Source organism: Pseudoalteromonas sp. CO348 (genome assembly GCF_004208845.1).
Classification (GTDB): domain Bacteria; phylum Pseudomonadota; class Gammaproteobacteria; order Enterobacterales; family Alteromonadaceae; genus Pseudoalteromonas; species Pseudoalteromonas maricaloris.
The window spans coordinates 363631-380609 of the sequence record NZ_SGPI01000033.1; the positions used below are offsets into that span (position 1 = coordinate 363631).

At 44.6% G+C, this 16979-nt stretch carries 19 protein-coding genes; 12 read left to right on the forward strand and 7 right to left on the reverse strand.

Annotated features, from left to right (window positions below; translation table 11 throughout):
• Window positions 1–20: 20 nt before the first annotated feature.
• From EXT48_RS18070 to EXT48_RS18085, 4 genes are all read left to right on the forward strand, one after another.
• Complete coding sequence (locus EXT48_RS18070) at window positions 21–638, forward strand: YigZ family protein (protein ID WP_130165253.1); 618 nt, start codon at window positions 21–23, stop codon at window positions 636–638.
• Window positions 639–701: 63 nt separating this feature from the next.
• Complete coding sequence (locus EXT48_RS18075) at window positions 702–2153, forward strand: TrkH family potassium uptake protein (protein ID WP_010376815.1); 1452 nt, start codon at window positions 702–704, stop codon at window positions 2151–2153.
• 159 nt (window positions 2154–2312) lie between these two features.
• Window positions 2313–2846, forward strand: a complete 534-nt coding sequence (locus tag EXT48_RS18080) for a hypothetical protein (RefSeq protein WP_240703402.1) — start codon at window positions 2313–2315, stop codon at window positions 2844–2846.
• Between the two features lie 128 nt (window positions 2847–2974).
• Window positions 2975–3658 (forward strand): flagellar brake protein, encoded by a 684-nt coding sequence (locus tag EXT48_RS18085; RefSeq protein WP_039493118.1) that lies wholly within the window; start codon window positions 2975–2977, stop codon window positions 3656–3658.
• A 6-nt stretch (window positions 3659–3664) separates the two neighbouring features.
• Here EXT48_RS18085 and trkA read toward each other — a convergent pair whose 3' ends face one another.
• The 4 genes from trkA to def are packed head-to-tail and all read right to left on the reverse strand — an operon-like array spanning window position 3665 to window position 7837.
• Window positions 3665–5041 (reverse strand): Trk system potassium transporter TrkA, encoded by a 1377-nt coding sequence (gene trkA, locus EXT48_RS18090; protein WP_017218519.1) that lies wholly within the window; start codon window positions 5039–5041, stop codon window positions 3665–3667.
• Between the two features lie 22 nt (window positions 5042–5063).
• Window positions 5064–6347, reverse strand: a complete 1284-nt coding sequence (rsmB, locus tag EXT48_RS18095; RefSeq protein WP_130165254.1) for a 16S rRNA (cytosine(967)-C(5))-methyltransferase RsmB — start codon at window positions 6345–6347, stop codon at window positions 5064–5066.
• The gene (fmt, locus tag EXT48_RS18100) at window positions 6344–7291 is read right to left on the reverse strand and encodes a methionyl-tRNA formyltransferase (RefSeq protein ID WP_130165255.1); all 948 of its coding nucleotides are present in this window, start codon (window positions 7289–7291) and stop codon (window positions 6344–6346) included. Before fmt ends, rsmB begins: the two co-directional genes overlap by 4 nt.
• A 33-nt stretch (window positions 7292–7324) precedes the next feature.
• A complete protein-coding gene (gene def / locus EXT48_RS18105) occupies window positions 7325–7837 on the reverse strand; it encodes a peptide deformylase (protein WP_010376803.1) in 513 nt (170 codons plus the stop codon).
• A 127-nt stretch (window positions 7838–7964) separates the two neighbouring features.
• Here def and EXT48_RS18110 point away from each other — a divergent pair, with 127 nt between their 5' ends.
• The 6 genes from EXT48_RS18110 to hemF all read left to right on the forward strand — a co-directional run bounded on the left by EXT48_RS18110 (window position 7965) and on the right by hemF (window position 12973).
• The gene (locus tag EXT48_RS18110) at window positions 7965–9104 is read left to right on the forward strand and encodes a LysM peptidoglycan-binding domain-containing protein (protein ID WP_130165256.1); all 1140 of its coding nucleotides are present in this window, start codon (window positions 7965–7967) and stop codon (window positions 9102–9104) included.
• A 47-nt stretch (window positions 9105–9151) separates the two neighbouring features.
• Window positions 9152–10234, forward strand: coding sequence for a DNA-processing protein DprA (gene dprA / locus EXT48_RS18115; protein ID WP_130165257.1), 1083 nt, complete (start codon window positions 9152–9154; stop codon window positions 10232–10234).
• A gap of 4 nt (window positions 10235–10238) precedes the next feature.
• Window positions 10239–10712 carry a DUF494 family protein gene (locus EXT48_RS18120; protein ID WP_010376797.1) on the forward strand — a complete coding sequence of 158 codons (474 nt, stop codon included), beginning with the start codon at window positions 10239–10241 and terminating at the stop codon, window positions 10710–10712.
• Between the two features lie 199 nt (window positions 10713–10911).
• Window positions 10912–11478 carry a type I DNA topoisomerase gene (locus EXT48_RS18125; protein ID WP_010604181.1) on the forward strand — a complete coding sequence of 189 codons (567 nt, stop codon included), beginning with the start codon at window positions 10912–10914 and terminating at the stop codon, window positions 11476–11478.
• Entirely contained in the window at window positions 11475–12053 is a 579-nt protein-coding gene (locus tag EXT48_RS18130; protein ID WP_130165269.1) for an L-threonylcarbamoyladenylate synthase, read from the forward strand. Before EXT48_RS18125 ends, EXT48_RS18130 begins: the two co-directional genes overlap by 4 nt.
• Before the next feature lie 8 nt (window positions 12054–12061).
• On the forward strand, window positions 12062–12973 hold the full coding sequence (gene hemF, locus EXT48_RS18135) for an oxygen-dependent coproporphyrinogen oxidase (RefSeq protein ID WP_010604183.1): 912 nt from the start codon (window positions 12062–12064) through the stop codon (window positions 12971–12973).
• A gap of 48 nt (window positions 12974–13021) precedes the next feature.
• Here the strand turns inward: hemF and EXT48_RS18140 are convergent, their stop codons facing one another.
• Together EXT48_RS18140 and EXT48_RS18145 are read right to left on the reverse strand one after the other, a co-directional pair.
• Entirely contained in the window at window positions 13022–14629 is a 1608-nt protein-coding gene (locus EXT48_RS18140) for a methyl-accepting chemotaxis protein (protein WP_069021911.1), read from the reverse strand.
• A gap of 105 nt (window positions 14630–14734) precedes the next feature.
• Window positions 14735–15184 (reverse strand): group II truncated hemoglobin, encoded by a 450-nt coding sequence (locus tag EXT48_RS18145; RefSeq protein ID WP_130165258.1) that lies wholly within the window; start codon window positions 15182–15184, stop codon window positions 14735–14737.
• A gap of 29 nt (window positions 15185–15213) precedes the next feature.
• Between EXT48_RS18145 and aroE the strand changes: the two genes are divergently transcribed.
• Both aroE and EXT48_RS18155 read left to right on the forward strand, forming a co-directional pair.
• Window positions 15214–16026 carry a shikimate dehydrogenase gene (gene aroE / locus EXT48_RS18150; protein ID WP_130165259.1) on the forward strand — a complete coding sequence of 271 codons (813 nt, stop codon included), beginning with the start codon at window positions 15214–15216 and terminating at the stop codon, window positions 16024–16026.
• A 2-nt stretch (window positions 16027–16028) separates the two neighbouring features.
• Window positions 16029–16262, forward strand: a complete 234-nt coding sequence (locus EXT48_RS18155) for a DUF1488 family protein (RefSeq protein ID WP_130165260.1) — start codon at window positions 16029–16031, stop codon at window positions 16260–16262.
• On the opposite strand, the gene EXT48_RS18160 is transcribed toward EXT48_RS18155, so the two are convergent.
• Window positions 16248–16793, reverse strand: a complete 546-nt coding sequence (locus EXT48_RS18160) for a gamma carbonic anhydrase family protein (protein ID WP_130165261.1) — start codon at window positions 16791–16793, stop codon at window positions 16248–16250. The genes EXT48_RS18155 and EXT48_RS18160 overlap by 15 nt on opposite strands.
• Between the last annotated feature and the right edge of the window lie 186 nt (window positions 16794–16979).

A 16979-nucleotide genomic window follows, 5' to 3' on the forward strand; every position in this document is an offset into this window, starting at 1 on the left:
CCCTTTTAGTTTGGAACATTATGTCTGAATATTTCATTCCGAGTGAGTCACTGAGTCATCATGAGGTAATTAAGAAAAGCACGTTTATCGTGCATTTGGCCCACACGCCAACCATCGAAGATGCTAAAGCGTTTATAAAGCAGATTAATGACGCGTATCCCGATGCAAGACACAATTGTTGGGCACACATAGCTGGGCCCCCTGGTGGCAGCCATGTACTAGGGTTTTCTGATGATGGTGAGCCTAACGGGACGGCTGGTAAGCCAATGCTAAATGTGCTGATGGGATCAGGGATTGGTGAGATCACTGCGGTGACGACGCGTTATTTCGGTGGTATTAAGCTCGGCACTGGGGGATTGGTCAGAGCCTATGGTGGTACGCTTAATAACGCGCTAGCACAGCTAAGCACGACTAAAAAGGTACCGGCTTCTATTATTGTTGGCCACAGTGATTACCATCTTCAAGGTGTGATAGAGCAGCTATTACAAAGTCAGTTTACAGTGCTAAATTTAGATAAAGAATACGCTGCTAACATTACTTGGCAAATAGCAGTAGATAGTCGTGAAACACAACAAATCATTGATGCTATTTATGAATTAACCAATGGTGTTGTATTATTTAAGCAACTCAAGGAGTAGGCTCTACTTCTTTACATTCACTAATTAACCTCTGGTTAAATAACAAAAAGCGCAGCGTACAAAATGCAATTTCGTACCATAATAAAAATACTCGGGCAGTTAGTCGCTCTATTTAGTATCACTATGGTGCCACCAGCCATTGTATCTTTGATATATAAAGATGGTGGTGGTGTACCTTTTGTTTTAGCTTTCATTTTTAGTGTGCTAATGGGTTTGTTTGCGTACTACCCAAACCGCAAGGAAAACGGCGATCTTAAAGCCAGAGAGGGCTTCTTAATCGTTGTCTTATTCTGGCTGGTACTGGGGTCGTTTGCATCATTGCCGCTTATTTTCTTAGATAAACCGAATCTATCTCTAGCAGATGCCGTGTTTGAAGCTTTTTCTGGGCTGACAACTACAGGGGCTACGGTCTTGACGGGCATAGAACATTTACCTAAAGCGGTATTATTCTATCGCCAGCAGTTGCAGTGGCTTGGTGGTATGGGGATCATTGTATTGGCCGTAGCCGTTCTTCCTATGCTTGGAGTTGGTGGCATGCAGTTATATCGTGCTGAAACACCAGGTCCAGTTAAAGACTCAAAAATGACACCGCGTATTGCCGATACCGCCAAGCACCTTTGGTATATCTATGTGTCTCTAACGGCGGCTTGTACGCTGGCTTATTGGATAGCAGGAATGAATTGGTTTGATGCTATCTGTCATGCGTTTGCCACGATAGCCATCGGCGGCTTCTCAACCTATGATGCTTCTATGGGTTACTTCGATAATCCATTTATTAATGTTATTTGTGTCGTCTTCTTGTTGATTGCTGCCATTAACTTCTCGCTACATTATGCTGCGGTATCTAGTCGCAATATTAAAGCCTATTTGCGAGATCCTGAGTTTAAAGTCTTTCTGTTTATCCAGTTAGCGTTGGTGGTGATTTGTTTTGCGGTATTGTCGTCAAACAATGTCTATGAAACAGGTGATGAGACCTTAGATCAAGCGATGTTTCAGGCTGTGTCAATTAGTACTACCGCAGGCTTTGCGACCGATAGCTTCTCAACCTGGCCGCTGTTTTTACCTATTCTCTTGATTTTCTCCAGCTTCATTGGAGGCTGTGCTGGCTCTACGGGTGGTGGTATGAAGGTTGTACGTGTCTTTTTGCTTTATTTACAGGGGATCCGTGAGCTTAATCGTTTAGTGCATCCGCGTGCTATATACTCGATAAAATTGGGTCGAAAGGCACTACCAGATAAAGTGGTTGAGGCTGTGTGGGGGTTCTTTTCGGCCTATGCTCTGGTATTTGTGATTATTATGATTGCATTGCTCGGGACGGGACTCGATAACATTACTGCGTTTTCAGCAACTGCGGCTTGTCTAAACAACTTGGGGCCTGGGTTGGGAGACGTTGCGGCGCATTATGGTGATATTAGTGATACCGCAAAGTGGATCCTTACGCTTGCAATGGTCTTTGGTCGCTTAGAGATCTTCACGCTGTTAGTCTTATTTACTCCTACCTTCTGGCGTGGGTAACTGTGCTTAAGTTGTGGGCTCCTTTGCTGAGAGCCTACAACTGACTGTGTCATTACCTCTTTTCTGCCACTCTAGTGACAAATTGTCATTTTATTTTTGAACTTCGCAAAGAAAAAGTTAATAAAAAATTTCAAAAACTCGGATTTTCGGGGTTTTCAAGTGTCAATATTTTTACAACGATTTAACTTGGAGGCGACGATATTGCTTGCCACACGCTTTTCAGATAAAGGATTTAAAGTGATAAAGGGATTTGCTGCTAGCCATGAGCAGGGTTTAGGTATGCAGCTTATAGAACGAAGCGTAATACAGTTGAATAGCTTAATCGATGAAGTCGGTTACTTGCAGCTTAATCAGCTTACATTAGGTCGTGCCCAGAGCTATGACTTATTTCATCAAGTTGGCTGTGAGAGCGGTGCACGTTTCGTTGTTCAAGTGATCTCAGAAAATGAGCTCTGGCAAAAGCGCCAGATACCAGCAATTATCGATGATTTTGAGACTGAGGGAGTGGGCTGTTTATTCAAGCGTGATGTCTCGGGTATATTATTTGTTGCTAAGCGCAATAGCGAACCTATGATGTTATTTATTGAAGCAGAAGAGCTTGCATTGCCACAAAGCTCACTTGAAGTACAAAGCAGAATGATGACTCTAAGAGGTGGCGCATTAATGCTAAAAAGCCATTTTTTAGTAAAGTAATTGACCCCTTTTTAGGTATTGTTGGTAGTCGAAGAGTTGTAATTAATCTGAATTCAGTTTTAAATAGCCTTCCGCTAAAACTGCTACAATAAAAAAGTAGTAGAGTAAACTCAGGAAGGGTTGGATCCATGTTAAAAACTCAGGAGGTTGGGCAGGATACTTTGCTCACCGCTATCAGCGCTGGAAGTATTGTTGACTTAGAAATTTGTTTACCGGCAAATAGCAAAAGAGTAAAAACAGAATACGTCGGTATGCTCCAAGGGGCATTTTTAATTCTTAACCATCCCAACCCTAAGCGATTAGGCGCGGCGCTGGACTTTGTGATGGAAGGGACTTCGGTTATCGTCCGAGCTTTGCTCGAGAATGGCGATGGCCAAGTCATTGCATTCAAATCGCAAATAAAAGCGGTTTCAGTCCATCCCGCGCGGCTTATTTTTCTTTATTTACCCGAAAAAGTACAAACCTACAAACTCCGCTCGCAAAACCGTGTGCCAACCTTAATTCCCGCAAAATTTCACTGCCATGGCAGTAAAGATGTTGGGGTGATAAAAGACATTTCACTTGCTGGTTTACAGCTAGACTTAACGTCGATTGATGCCGAGCATATGGAAGAGGGGCTGAAATGTGAGGTTTTCATTGAAGGAAAAGAAGGGAATCAGATCACGCTAGAGGGCGATATTCGGCGCATAAAGAGTCATGATAAAATCGTCTCTTTAGGTATTCACTTAACCTCAGCTCCGGACATAATCCGTAGTGTATTAAAAGATTACCTAATCGATTTGTCTATTTTTCAAGATCAACAAGATACCTAGGGCGCTTTAAACGAATAAAGCGCTTACTTGGAAGAGTTTTTCCACAACACCGATTTGCTTTTTGTCGATCAGGAACATGATCACATGGTCACCAGAGAGAATAATGGTATCGTCATGTGCGATCAGTACATCTTCATCACGGACAATTGCACCAATAGTCGCGCCCGGTGGTAATTTAATATCTCGAATTGCACGACCGACAACCTTAGAAGTGTTTTCATCACCATGTGCGACAGCTTCAATGGCCTCTGCTGCACCTTTACGCAATGAATAAACGTTAACGATATCACCACGGCGAACATGGGTTAGGAGCGCTGAGATAGTCGCTTGCTGTGGTGAGATAGCAATATCAATGTCGCCACCTTGCACGAGGTCGACATAGGCACCACGTTGAATAAGCGCCATAGTCTTTTGTACGCCCATACGTTTTGCAAGCATCGCAGCCATAATGTTGGCTTCGTCGTCGTTCGTCACCGCGATGAACACATCTACTTGCTCTATATGTTCTTCTGATAGCAGCTCTTGGTCTGAGGCATCGCCACAAAAAACCACCGTATTATCGAGCGTTTCAGACAATTGCGTGGCACGAGCTTGATTGCGTTCAATAAGCTTAACGCTATGGTTCTTGTCTAATGAACTGGCCAATCCCGCACCTATGTTACCGCCACCGGCAATCATAATTTTCTTGTAAGAGCGTTCAAGCTTTTGTAGCTCGTTCATGACCGCACGAATATGCTTGGTTGCGGCGATAAAGAAGACTTCATCATCGGCTTCAATTACAGTGGTGCCGAGTGGTTTGATGGCTTTGCCCTGACGATAAATAGCGGCAACACGGGTGTCGACGTTTGGAATATGCTCTTTTAATGCAGAAAGTGCATAGCCAACGAGTAAACCGCCGTAATAAGCCTTAACCGCCACGAGTGACAGCATGCCCTCGGCAAATTGCAGCACCTGCAAAGCGCCTGGATAATCTATTAGCCTGCGGATATATTGCGTTACTAGCTGCTCCGGTGCGATGTAATGATCGACCGGTAAGTCGTCATTATGAAACAGCTTTTCTTTGTACTTTAAGTATTGTTCAGAGCGGATCCGCGCAATTTTGGTCGGCGTATTGAAAATACTATAGGCAACCTGACACGCAATCATATTGACTTCATCTGAGCTGGTTACGGCAATTATCATGTCGGCGTCTTCAGCACCTGCTTGACGTAAGATCTCAGGGTGAGCACTGTGGCCAGTGACCCCCTGTAGATCGTATTTGTCTTGCAGCTCTCTTAAGCGCTCGCCATCGATGTCGACAACGGTAATTTCATTTTCTTCACCGACGAGGTTTTCTGCCAGTGTCCCGCCGACTTGGCCGGCGCCTAAGATGATGATTTTCATATTGGTTACGGTCGATTTTCTATTATTGTTTTGTCAACTTTGCGTAGTAAAACCCATCACTCAATCCGGGTAATAGCTGCAAGCCTGGTTGTGTTTGTGTGTCTGCATCATGCAAAGGTACAAGCGTCGCATCAGGGGTCACAGAAAGAAAGCGTGCGATCTGTTGCTGGTTCTCTTGTGGTAGTACCGAGCAGGTAGCATAAACTAGTGTGCCACCGGGCTTAAGCAATGGCCAGATTTTATCAATAATTTGTGCCTGTAACGTCACCAAGTTATCAATATCAGAAGCGCGTCTTAGCCATTTGATGTCCGGGTGTCTTCTAATAACGCCAGTTGCAGAGCAAGGTACATCCAATAAGATGCGATCATATTGCTCGCCATCCCACCATGTTTCAGGGTTACTTGCATCGCCCTCAAGGCATTTGGCCGACAATCCGATCCGTTCAAGGTTTTGCTCTACACGTTGCAAGCGATCACCATCAGCGTCAATTGCAGTCACTTTGGCGTCAGCTAACTCCAAGATATGGCAAGTCTTACCGCCTGGAGCGGCACAAGCATCAAGAATATTTTCACCTGCTTGTGGCGCTAATAATCTTGCGGCTTTTTGGGCGGCGGCGTCCTGTACTGAGCAAGCGCCAGCGGCAAATTGTGGTAGCGCATAAACATCAATCGGGCTATCAAGCAAGATCCCGTCTGGATATTCACTATGAAGCTGATAGGCTACCCCTTCTTGGTCTAGCAGAGCTGCGTAATCGGCAGTAGAGAATTGCGATTGGTTTACACGTAGCCACATTGGTGCTTGTTGTTGATTCGCTTCTAAAATAGCTTGCCATTGAGTTGGGTAAGCGGTTTTTAGTTGATTGATAAACCAGCCCGGGTGGTTGTATAAACAAGCAGGGATTTCGGCAGCACTGGTTTCTAGTTCGACCTGATGACGTTGGAAGCTGCGTAAAATTGCATTAACTAAGCCTTTCATGCCGGGCGCTCTTAGTGGCGTAAGTGCGTTTACCGTTTCGGCTACTGCAGCATGAGCTGGTACGCGCATATGTTGTAGTTGGTAAATACCCACATACAACAAAAACTGGAAAACACGGCGTTTACCTTTAAGCGGTTGCTCAAGTAACTGCTGGCAATAGTGTTCAAGTGAAGGCAAATATCTTAATACGCCGTAGCAAATTTGCTGTAGCAGGGCTTTGTCTTTACCGTCTAACTGGCTGGTGGCAAGTGGTAATTGAGCACTTAACGACGCGCCTTTATCGACAACTTGAAATAGGGTTTGGGCAGCGAGTGCGCGTACATTACTCACGCGTCACCAACCTTAGCACCAATTGCTACCCAGTCGGCTCGACCATTCAAAAAGTCTTGTGCAGACATGGGCTTTTTACCTTGTGGTTGTAAGGTGTGAATTTCCAATGCCTGTGTGCCACAGGCAATTACGATACCGTGCTTGTCCGCACGTAGCACATGTCCTGCATCACCTTGTTCGTCAACTACCTTCGCCTGCCAAATCTTGACGCTGTTACCTGCCATATTGGTAAAGCAAACCGGCCATGGATTAAATGCGCGGATGTTGCGTTCAATTTGCGCAGCTTCCATCTGCCAGTCAATCTCGGCTTCTTCTTTGCTTAGCTTCTTAGCATAATTCGCTAGTGTATCGTCTTGCTTTTCTGGCGTGATCTCGCCTGCAGATAAGCGCGTGAGCGTATCGATAAGTGCATTAGGCCCAAGTTCAGCAAGCTTGCTGTAGAGATCTGCACTGGTATCAGTTGCTGTAATAGGGCAGCGGGCGATGTGCAACATATCACCGGTATCTAGGCCCTCGTCCATTTGCATGATCGTTACGCCAGTTTCATTGTCGCCAGCCCAAATAGCACGCTGAATAGGCGCTGCGCCTCGCCATCGCGGTAAAATTGAGCCATGAACATTCAGGCAGCCAAGTCGAGGAGTATCTAAAATGGCTTTTGGTAATAATACTCCGTAGGCGACAACAATCATGACATCGGCATCAAGCGCAGCTAGTTCTGCCTGTGCTTCCGGTGTTTTTAATGATTGCGGTTGTAGCACTGGCAGGTTGTGTTCTTGTGCTAGCACTTTTACTTCACATGCTTTGAGCTTTTTCCCTCGTCCTGCTGGGCGGTCGGGTGGGCAGTACACTGCCACGACGTCATGTTGTGATTGAATAAGTGCGTCAAGGTGGCGCGCTGCAAAGTCAGGCGTGCCTGCGAAAACGATACGCAAAGGATTACTCACGAAATACCCTAAAGTCAGTTAGTTGGAGGTTGGTTAAGCTTGCTTTGCAGCGAGCTTAGCCTCTTTTTCAAGCTTCTTACGAATACGATCACGCTTTAGTGGCGATAGGTAATCGATAAATAGCTTACCAACTAAGTGGTCTAATTCGTGTTGAATGCAAACGGCAAGCAAACCATCTGCGTCTAATTCATACGTTTCACCATGTTCGTTTGTTGCCTTTACCGTGACGGTTTCAGCGCGGTCTACTTTTGCGTATGAATATGGCACTGACAAGCAGCCTTCTTCACTCACAGTAGAACCATCGCGTTTGGTTATTTCTGGGTTGATTAATACGCGTGGTTCGTCGCGCTCTTCAGAAACGTCAATAACGACGATTCGCTGATGAATATCCACTTGCGTAGCCGCAAGGCCGATACCATTTTCATCGTACATCGTTTCCAGCATGTCTTTAACTATTTGACGTACTTCGTCATTAACCTCTGCTACAGGCTGTGCGACAGTGCGTAAACGCTCATCTGGGAACTTTAAAACTTCTAATATGGCCATGATTACCCTAAATCAATTTATCGTGTAAGCTGTTGTAAGCTAGTGTATGGTCTTATTTTAGCCATTCAAGTTCCCCTTTAACAGGTTTTGGTGGATAATAACCAAAAATAACCACAAGGAAGCCATCATGAAATATCCGATTGCTGCATTAATACTCGCTGGCTGCTCAGTTTTCTCTGTGAAGGCGGACACTTTGTCTGTAAAAGCAGATGCGCCGCAGCGTTATGTGGTGAAAAAAGGCGATACCTTGTGGGATATTTCAAAAATGTACTTACGTTCTCCATGGAAGTGGAAGCAATTGTGGCAGTGGAACCCTAGTATTCAAAACCCAGATCTAATTTATCCAGGAGATAGTCTTAAGCTACTCTACGATGAAAATGGTAATCCTATGCTGGTGTTAGACAAGGGTGTGAAGAAACTGTCGCCGCATACGCGTATTGTTAACCAAAAAGTGGCTGCTATTCCTACCTTGCCACTCCCTATCATGGAACCTTTTTTGCGTTTTGAGCAAGCGCTTTCTGAGTCGGAATTTTCTGATAGCCCAATTGTTCTCGGGGCTAACCGTAATATTAAAAATGCGACTCCGGGTCATCTTTTGTACATTAAAGCTGATTTAGTCAAAGGCGGGCACTATGCCATCTATCGTCGTGGTGAAAGCTACCGTACCTTAGACAGCCAACAACTGCTTGGCTTGGAAGCCGTGTTAGTTGGTTTAGGCCATGTGGTTGAGCAGGGAGATATCGTGGCGGGGCGTCCAGCAAAGCTACAGTTAGAAGTTGCCAAACAAGAGGTTAGGGCCGGGGATATTGTGCTACCCATATCTACAGGACAAAGTTTTCCGGCACAGTTTTCTATGTCTCGCCCTGAGCAACAAACTTTGGGCCGTATTATTGCGAGCGATAATAAGCTCAGAGAGTTTAGTACCATGAGCGTAGTGGTGCTGGATGTAGGCAGTAAAGCGCAGCTAAAAGAGGGACATGTCCTTGATATCGTAAGGCAATCGCCTACAGTTATAGAAAGCCAGCACGGTCCGCGCTATATTGAAGATGCATCACGACTCGACAAACTGATCACCGAAATGGGATCTTGGTTTGGTGAGGAAAACGATGACGACAGCGTAGTATGGCATATGCCAAAGGAAAAAGTCGGTGAGTTGATGATCTTTAAAGTGTATGAAGACTTAAGCTACGCTATGGTTGTTGAAACTTCGGAGCCGATCCGCGTTGGTGATCATGTACAAGCATTCAAGGAAACTGCCAGTAATTAAGTGGTAGAATTTCTCCTTGAGTGAGTCAGTAAACTCAAGGAGAGAGTATGAAACAAGCTAAACTAGCTCAAGCTTTGGCATTAACCCTGTGCCAAGGACTGGGTATCAAAACCATCACCGCATTACTTAATCAAGTCCCCCTTACGCAATTATTCACATTAAGCCAGGTTGAGCTTTGTAAGCTTAGGCTACCAGAAACTATTGCTGCCAACTTAGCGAGCACAGATTGGTCTCGTATAGAGCACATACTGGCTTACTGTCAACGTCAGCAAATTGATGTTGTATCTTTGTTTTCTCCTGAATATCCCGAGCAACTAAAAGAGATCTGTAATCCTCCCTTAGTGCTATTTTGCAGAGGGAATATTGCGTTATTAAAACAACCACAAATTGCAGTTGTCGGTAGTCGCAGTTCAACGAGAACAGGGCTTGGGCTTGCACATGAATTTGCACAGGGCTTAAATCGCTCTGGATTGGTGGTGACGTCGGGTATGGCAAGAGGGATTGATGGCGCAGCGCACCAAGGTGCACTTGATGCTCGAGGAGAAACCATTGCCGTGCTAGGGACAGGTGTTGATGTTGTTTACCCCAAACGCCATCAACGGCTTTATGAAGACATCGTACAGCATGGTTTGGTGGTGAGTGAATTCTTACCAAACACTCAAGCAAATAGTAATCACTTTCCGCGGCGTAATCGCATAATTTCAGGTTTATCTTTGGGTGTTTTGTTGGTTGAAGCCGAAGTAAAAAGTGGCTCGCTGATTACTGCACGCTATGCACTGGAGCAAAACAAAGAAGTGTTTGCGATCCCTGGCTCAATTAAAAATCGATTAAGTAGCGGTTGTCATTACTTGATTAAGCAAGGGGCAAAACTCACCGAAAATATTGAGGATATTTTGGAAGAAGTGAGCTTTTTTTGTGAAAACAGTCTATATAGTATAGAAATAGGGGAGCAAAAAGAGGAGCAATGTCCCGTATTAGAAAACCTTGGCTTTGAGGTGACGTCAGTCGACACTTTAACGCAAAGGACCCAGTGGCCAGTAGAGCAGGTGATTGCCAGACTATTGGACCTAGAACTCGAAGATAAAGTAGAGCGTGTACTCGACGGCTACATAAAACTCGCGAGGGGTTAAGAAGATGTTTGATATTTTAATGTATTTATTTGAGAACTATATTCACAGTGAGGCAGAAATCTTTGTCGAACAAAACGAACTCACCGATGAACTCCTTCGCGCCGGCTTCAATCAAGGCGAAATATACAAAGCACTTGATTGGCTTGAGCAACTTGCAGATTTACAACACAGTGACGAAAACCCCTATTTAAATGCTAAACCGGACCATGCGACACGGATCTACACTGATAGCGAATGCAATATGCTAGACGTTGAGAGCCGTGGCTTTTTAATGTTTGTGGAACAAGTCGGAGTGATTGACAGTACTACCAGAGAAATGGTGATGGATCGCTTATTCGCGTTGGATAAAACCTATATCAGCCTAGATGATTTAAAGTGGGTGATACTAATGGTGCTATTTAATGTGCCGGGTAAAGAACATGCTTATGCGCAGATGGAAGATCTGATTTTTACCGAGCCTGCATCTGTAGTTCATTAACTCTGCCCTAGCATGATAAGTTTCCTTCGGTAAGTTGAGGTCTTGAGCTCAGCTTACCGCCTTTCAAATAATGTTTCCTGCTTAGTTGAAAATACTGATATCAAATACTTGTAAGGGGGAATTTCCATCATTTCCTTGACCCTAAAAACGAGGCTATTATATTAGGCGCATACTTGCACAAGGGGGCGGTGGTAAAGCGATGAGTAAAATAGACCATGCATTATTTAATGCAGACAAACATGCATTAGAAAAAGAGTATGAAGTATGCCCAGAATGTGGCTCTGAGCTGGTAATCAAAAACAGTAAAAATGGTCCATTTATTGGCTGCGCTAGCTACCCTACTTGTGATTATATTCGCCCACTCGCACATCATGATAGCCATGTAATTAAAGTACTAGAAGATGTGGCTTGTCCTGAGTGCGGCAAAGATTTAGTGATAAAAAATGGCCGCTATGGCATGTTTATTGGCTGTACTGGGTATCCTGATTGCCACTATATTGGTCATGAAGATGCGCCACCCACAGCGGCGTTACCAGCGTGTCCAAAATGCCAAAAAGGCAACCTAATTCAGCGTAAAAATAAGTTTGGTAAACACTTTTATAGTTGTGACACTTATCCAAGTTGTAAGTATACCTTGAACGCCAAGCCTGTAGAGCAGGCTTGCCCTGAGTGTCATTGGCCCGTGCTGGTGGAGAAAACCCGAGCGGGTAAAGCTGTGCTACAATGCCCACAGAAATCATGTCAAAAGATAGTGGAAATACCGTGAGTAATGACAATAAAGCGGATGCTGCGACAATAACAACGCCTGAGTCAGCACTTCAAGCTGGCGAAGTGATCTGTTATCCAACGGAAGCCATTTATGGTTTAGGTTGTGATCCTGATAACCAAGATGCGGTCACTAAGTTACTAACAATCAAATCTCGACCCATAGAAAAAGGGTTAATCTTAATCGCCGACAATTATGGTCAATGTTTGCCCTATGTGGATGACAATAAAATCCCGATGGATAAGCGCGCTGATATTTTTTCGTCATGGCCAGGCGCCATTACTTGGTTATTGCCAGCGAAAGCCAGTACGCCGCATTGGTTAACAGGGGGGCACGATACTATCGCTATTCGTGTTACTAGCCATCCCATTGTAAAGCAATTGTGTCAACGCTTTGGTAAGCCGATTGTATCTACCAGTGCCAATATAACGGGTCAAACTCCAGTTGTTTCGTTGTCAGAAGCTCGTAGCCAGTTTGGCTCACAAGTTGGCTATTATGTTGAAGGTGAGTTAGGTGGTAATACGACCCCAAGCGTCATTAAAAATGCAATGACTGGCCAAGTGATCCGAGGATAAAAAGTACCATGAGTAAAATAAACCTAGAGACCGTAAAAGCCTTTTTATTACAACTACAAGATAATATCTGCCAAGGCTTAGAGGCTGCCGATGGTAACGCTCAGTTTGTTGAAGATGCCTGGGAGCGTGCTGAAGGTGGTGGCGGTCGCACTCGCGTGATCCGTAATGGCGATGTTATTGAGCAAGGCGGGGTAAACTATTCACATGTTTTTGGCGCTTCCATGCCAGCCTCAGCGACGGCGCACCGTCCAGAGTTAGCAGGCCGAAGCTTCCATGCCTGCGGGGTATCTTTAGTGATCCACCCGAAGAATCCCAATATTCCAACTAGCCACGCCAATGTGCGTTTTTTTATTGCTGAAAAAGAAGGTGAAGAGCCGATTTGGTGGTTTGGTGGTGGTTTTGATTTAACCCCATTTTATCCAGTTCTTGATGATGTGAAGCACTGGCACCAAGTTGCAAAGGATTTGTGCGCACCATTTGGTGACGCGGTATACGGTGACTACAAAAAGTGGTGTGATGAATATTTCTATTTAAAACATCGAGATGAGACTCGAGGTGTGGGTGGTCTATTCTTTGATGACCTAAATCAATGGGGCTTTGAAAAGAGCTTTGCATTTATGCAAGCTGTTGGTAATGGCTTCCTTGATGCTTATCTGCCTATTATTGAAAAACGCAAAGATACACCGTATAGCGAACAAGAACGTCAATTCCAGCTATATCGCCGAGGCCGTTACGTTGAATTTAATCTGGTATGGGATAGAGGCACATTGTTTGGCCTACAAACAGGTGGACGTACCGAGTCTATTTTAATGTCGATGCCACCATTGGCACGTTGGGAGTATGACTTCCAGCCAGAGCCAGGATCGAAAGAAGCTGAGCTGTATAATTATCTTACGCCAAAGAATTGGTTGGCGATGTAATAGAGTAAAAAAGGAGCCTCGGCTCCTTTTTTACTTTTAGCGGTTCACTTAGTTTAATTTAAATCCGCGCACTTGCTCATCCAAATCGCGCGCAAGGGTGAGCAACTCTTCACTGATCTGTTTAGAGCCATGGGCATCAACTAGCGAGCGCTCAGCATTATCGCTAATCGCCACTACGCTACGATTGATTTCTTCAGCGGCCAGGTTTTGCTGCTCAGTGGCATCGGCAATTTGCAGGTTTAAGGCATTAATTTCGTGCATCTGTGTCGAGATGTCTTTAAGCGCTTGTGCCACTTTCTTGACCTGATGTGCGCGGTCATCTGCTTCTTCGCAAGAAGCACTCATTGCTGCCACGGTTTGCTGTGCCTCGGACTGTAGCTTATCGATAGTGCGTTTGATTTCATCGGTTGAGTCATGTGTTCGTGTCGCAAGTGTTCTGACTTCGTCCGCAACAACCGCAAACCCTCTTCCTGCTTCCCCGGCGCGCGCGGCCTCTATTGCTGCATTGAGCGCTAAGAGGTTGGTTTGCTCCGCGATACTACTGATCACTTCGAGTACTTTACCCACTTCAAGAGTTTGTGCTTGGAGCTGAGAAACTTGTTCTGCAGCTTGCCTTACATCTTGTGCTAATTGGTTGATACTTTGCTCAGTATGATTAGCAACAGCCATGCTTTCCTCCGCGAGGTGATTGCTGCTATCAGACTTTTCTGATGCAAAGTGGGTGGTATTTTTTACTTCACTTGAAGAGCTTTCAAGCTCATTAATTGCGGCTGCAACAGAGTCCGTCCCTTGTTTTTGCTCTTGAATGGCCAGCTCGGTAGTTTCCGCTGAAGCATATATAGATTCTGCTGAGTGAATAAGTATTTTTGAAGAGTTGGATAACTGCGCAATATTGTCTTTAAAGCTATCCATCATTTTATTGAAGTTAATCGCCAAGCGTCCAAGCTCGTCATCGACTTGGTCGTCTATTCGTAATGATAAGTCTTTGTTCGTCGTTGCGAGGCGCATGGTTCGGCCTAGCGTTTTTAGTCGTACTATAAAGAGCTTCCTAAAAAGTACGCCTAAAATCACAAAGGTGGTAATAAAGATAGCAGAGAGAAGCGCAGTGCTAAACCATGTATTAGTGTGTACCGTATTATCAATATCATCCAAAGAGTAGCTGATCCGCACAACACCGAGCACATCGCCTTCCTTTGCCTGATGACAACCCAAGCAATTTGTTCCTTTATAGCTTTCTTTGGCCACCATCGGCTTTAAATAAGTCATGATGCGACTACCGTCGCGCTGTTCAATAACTAAGGTTTCTTTCCCGTTCAATGCATCAAATTCAGCCTCAGAGTTAGGTGCTTGATTTGCATTACCTGGACCGTAAAGCTTATTAACTTGCTCGGAGCGGATAATATGCGCATCTTCGATATTTGGATGATTGCGAATTTTATCACTCAGAATTTCACGGTTTGCCATGGTGCCGGTCAGCATCATAGTATTGATAGAGTCAAAGTAATTATCTGCCAGTAGCTTAATATTACTTTCGACGGTTTCTTCAGCGAGCGTCTTTTGTTGACTGCTGCTACTAAGGATACTGGCAATCAAGACGAGCACGCCCGTCACTGCCAGTAACGCATAAATTTTATGTTGAATAGATTTCACACGCATCGCACCTGTACACAATTAGAACAGTGATTATGCATCTCTACTCAAGAGCGGGATTTGACCTAGCGCAAAATAGCCGTGTAATTTTAATTAACTAATACTTTAGTTTTATTCTTGATTAATCATATGTGTCGCAAGCTGAGCGAGGGAGTGCCTTAATCCTTCTCTTAATAATGGGTTTCCTACCTCTAAGTCTAATGCTTTATTCATGCAGTGCATCCATTGATCCCGTAAATCTTGGTCGATAGGGAAGGGCATATGGCGCATTCTTAGGCGTGGGTGACCATATTTCTCTGCAAATAAATCGGGCCCGCCTAACCAACCAGAAAGAAATTCAAAAAATACCTGTCTGATCCTATCTAATGGTTGTGGATGCATATCGTAAAGCGGCTTTGCATAGGGGTCGGTTGCCATAATATCGTAAAAGCGGTTGGCAAGATCGCGGGCGCCTTGTTCTCCACCAATGATTTCATAAGGTGTTTTTTCTGGCGTGGGGGCACTATTCTTTTGTTCTACGGTTGCATCTTTATTAAAGATACGTTTAATTAACTGCTTCATAATGACTCTTTCAGGGCGCTCATATAACGATGGACAAATACGCGGTATTCGGTAATCCGATAAAACATTCTAAATCGCCAGCAATCCATGCGCAATTCGCACAGCAATGCCAGCAGCAATTAGAATACGAGGCTATTTTGGCATCAGAAGATGCCTTTATTCAAACTGCATCGACATTTTTTGCCCAAGGTGGTTGTGGTGCGAATGTGACTTTACCTTTTAAAGAGCAGGCATTTGCCTTTGCGGATACCCTCACCGAACGAGCTAAGCTCGCTGGTGCCGTCAATACCCTAATCAAACAGCAAGATGGCAGTATTACAGGCGATAATACTGATGGTGCAGGTCTGGTACGAGATCTCATGAAACACCAAACTAAACTTGAGGGAGCTAACGTACTATTGATTGGTGCAGGTGGCGCCGCCAAAGGCTGTATCTATCCGCTCCTCCAGGCCGGAGCAAAACGGATCGTCGTGACCAACCGTACTGAGTCAAAGGCATTGCAACTAGCAGAGCAATTTGCCTCGTATGGAGAGGTTACAGGGTGTGGCTTAAACAATCCCCCCGACATTGGTTTCGATATTGTGATTAACTCCACCTCATCGAGCATCACAGGGCAAGTGCCAGATGTTAGCCCTACTGTTATTACATCCTGCTTAGTTGCCTACGATATGTTCTACAGCGACCAGCAAACAAGTTTCTTAGGCTGGGTGGCGCAACATAATCAACAAACGCAATTGATTGATGGCATAGGTATGTTAGTTGAGCAGGCCGCAGAAGCGTTTTACCAATGGCGAGGGGTGAGACCTGATACGTCCGAAACATTTAGACTTATTAGAGGGTAAATATGAACCAAGCAATACTGTTTAATGATGACATCAGTTATCAGCAGGGAGAATTAACGTTTACGGCGATGGCCAGTGGTCAGCTGATCAGCTGTAAAATTGCAACTAAGCTTGAGCAGGAAGCCGCAATAGCGCACTTTGCTCAGCATCAATTCGATTATGAAATGCAGGCTGAGCAGTTAATAGAGGATGAAGCGTTTAATGAGGCGGGAGAGATAAGCTTAGCTTTCCTCTAAATATTCATCTTTCAGTTCCACGTAATTTTGGGCGGACACTTTTAAAAATTGTAGTTCTTGTTCGGTGAGGGGTCTGGCTTGTTTTACCGGACTACCGACATATAAAAAACCGGACTCAAGATTTTTATTAGGCGGGACAAGTGCACCACCGCCAATAATAACGTCATCTCCTACGGTGACGTTATCCATAATAATTGCACCCATACCTACGAGAATACGATTACCAAGTTTGCAACCATGCAACATGACTTTATGACCAACAGTCACATCATCACCAATAATAAGCGGGTAACCGTCAGGTACTGAAGTGCTCTTTCTTGTTAAATGCAGTACGCTTCCGTCTTGAACATTAGTTCGTTTCCCTATCTTGATGTAGTTCACATCGCCTCTGGCTGCAACCAATGGCCAAACGCTGCTGTCTTCGCCAATTTCTATATCACCGACCAAAATGGATGATTCATCAATATAAACGCCTTGTGCCAAGCGCGGGGATTTACCTTTATAACTTCTAAGCATGTCTAGATTACTCATCTCTCGTGTCTTGTGTCACTAGTGTAGAGTGTTGAATTGTAAAACTCTAGTACGAAAAAACTGCAAAAAGATAAGCAAAAGTGTCAAAAATAAGCGTTTCGCTTCATTTTTGCTCGAACAAACGTTTTTTCGCAATTTTCTTTAAAAAAAGGGTTGCACTAAAATCGGATCGCCCTATAATGCGAC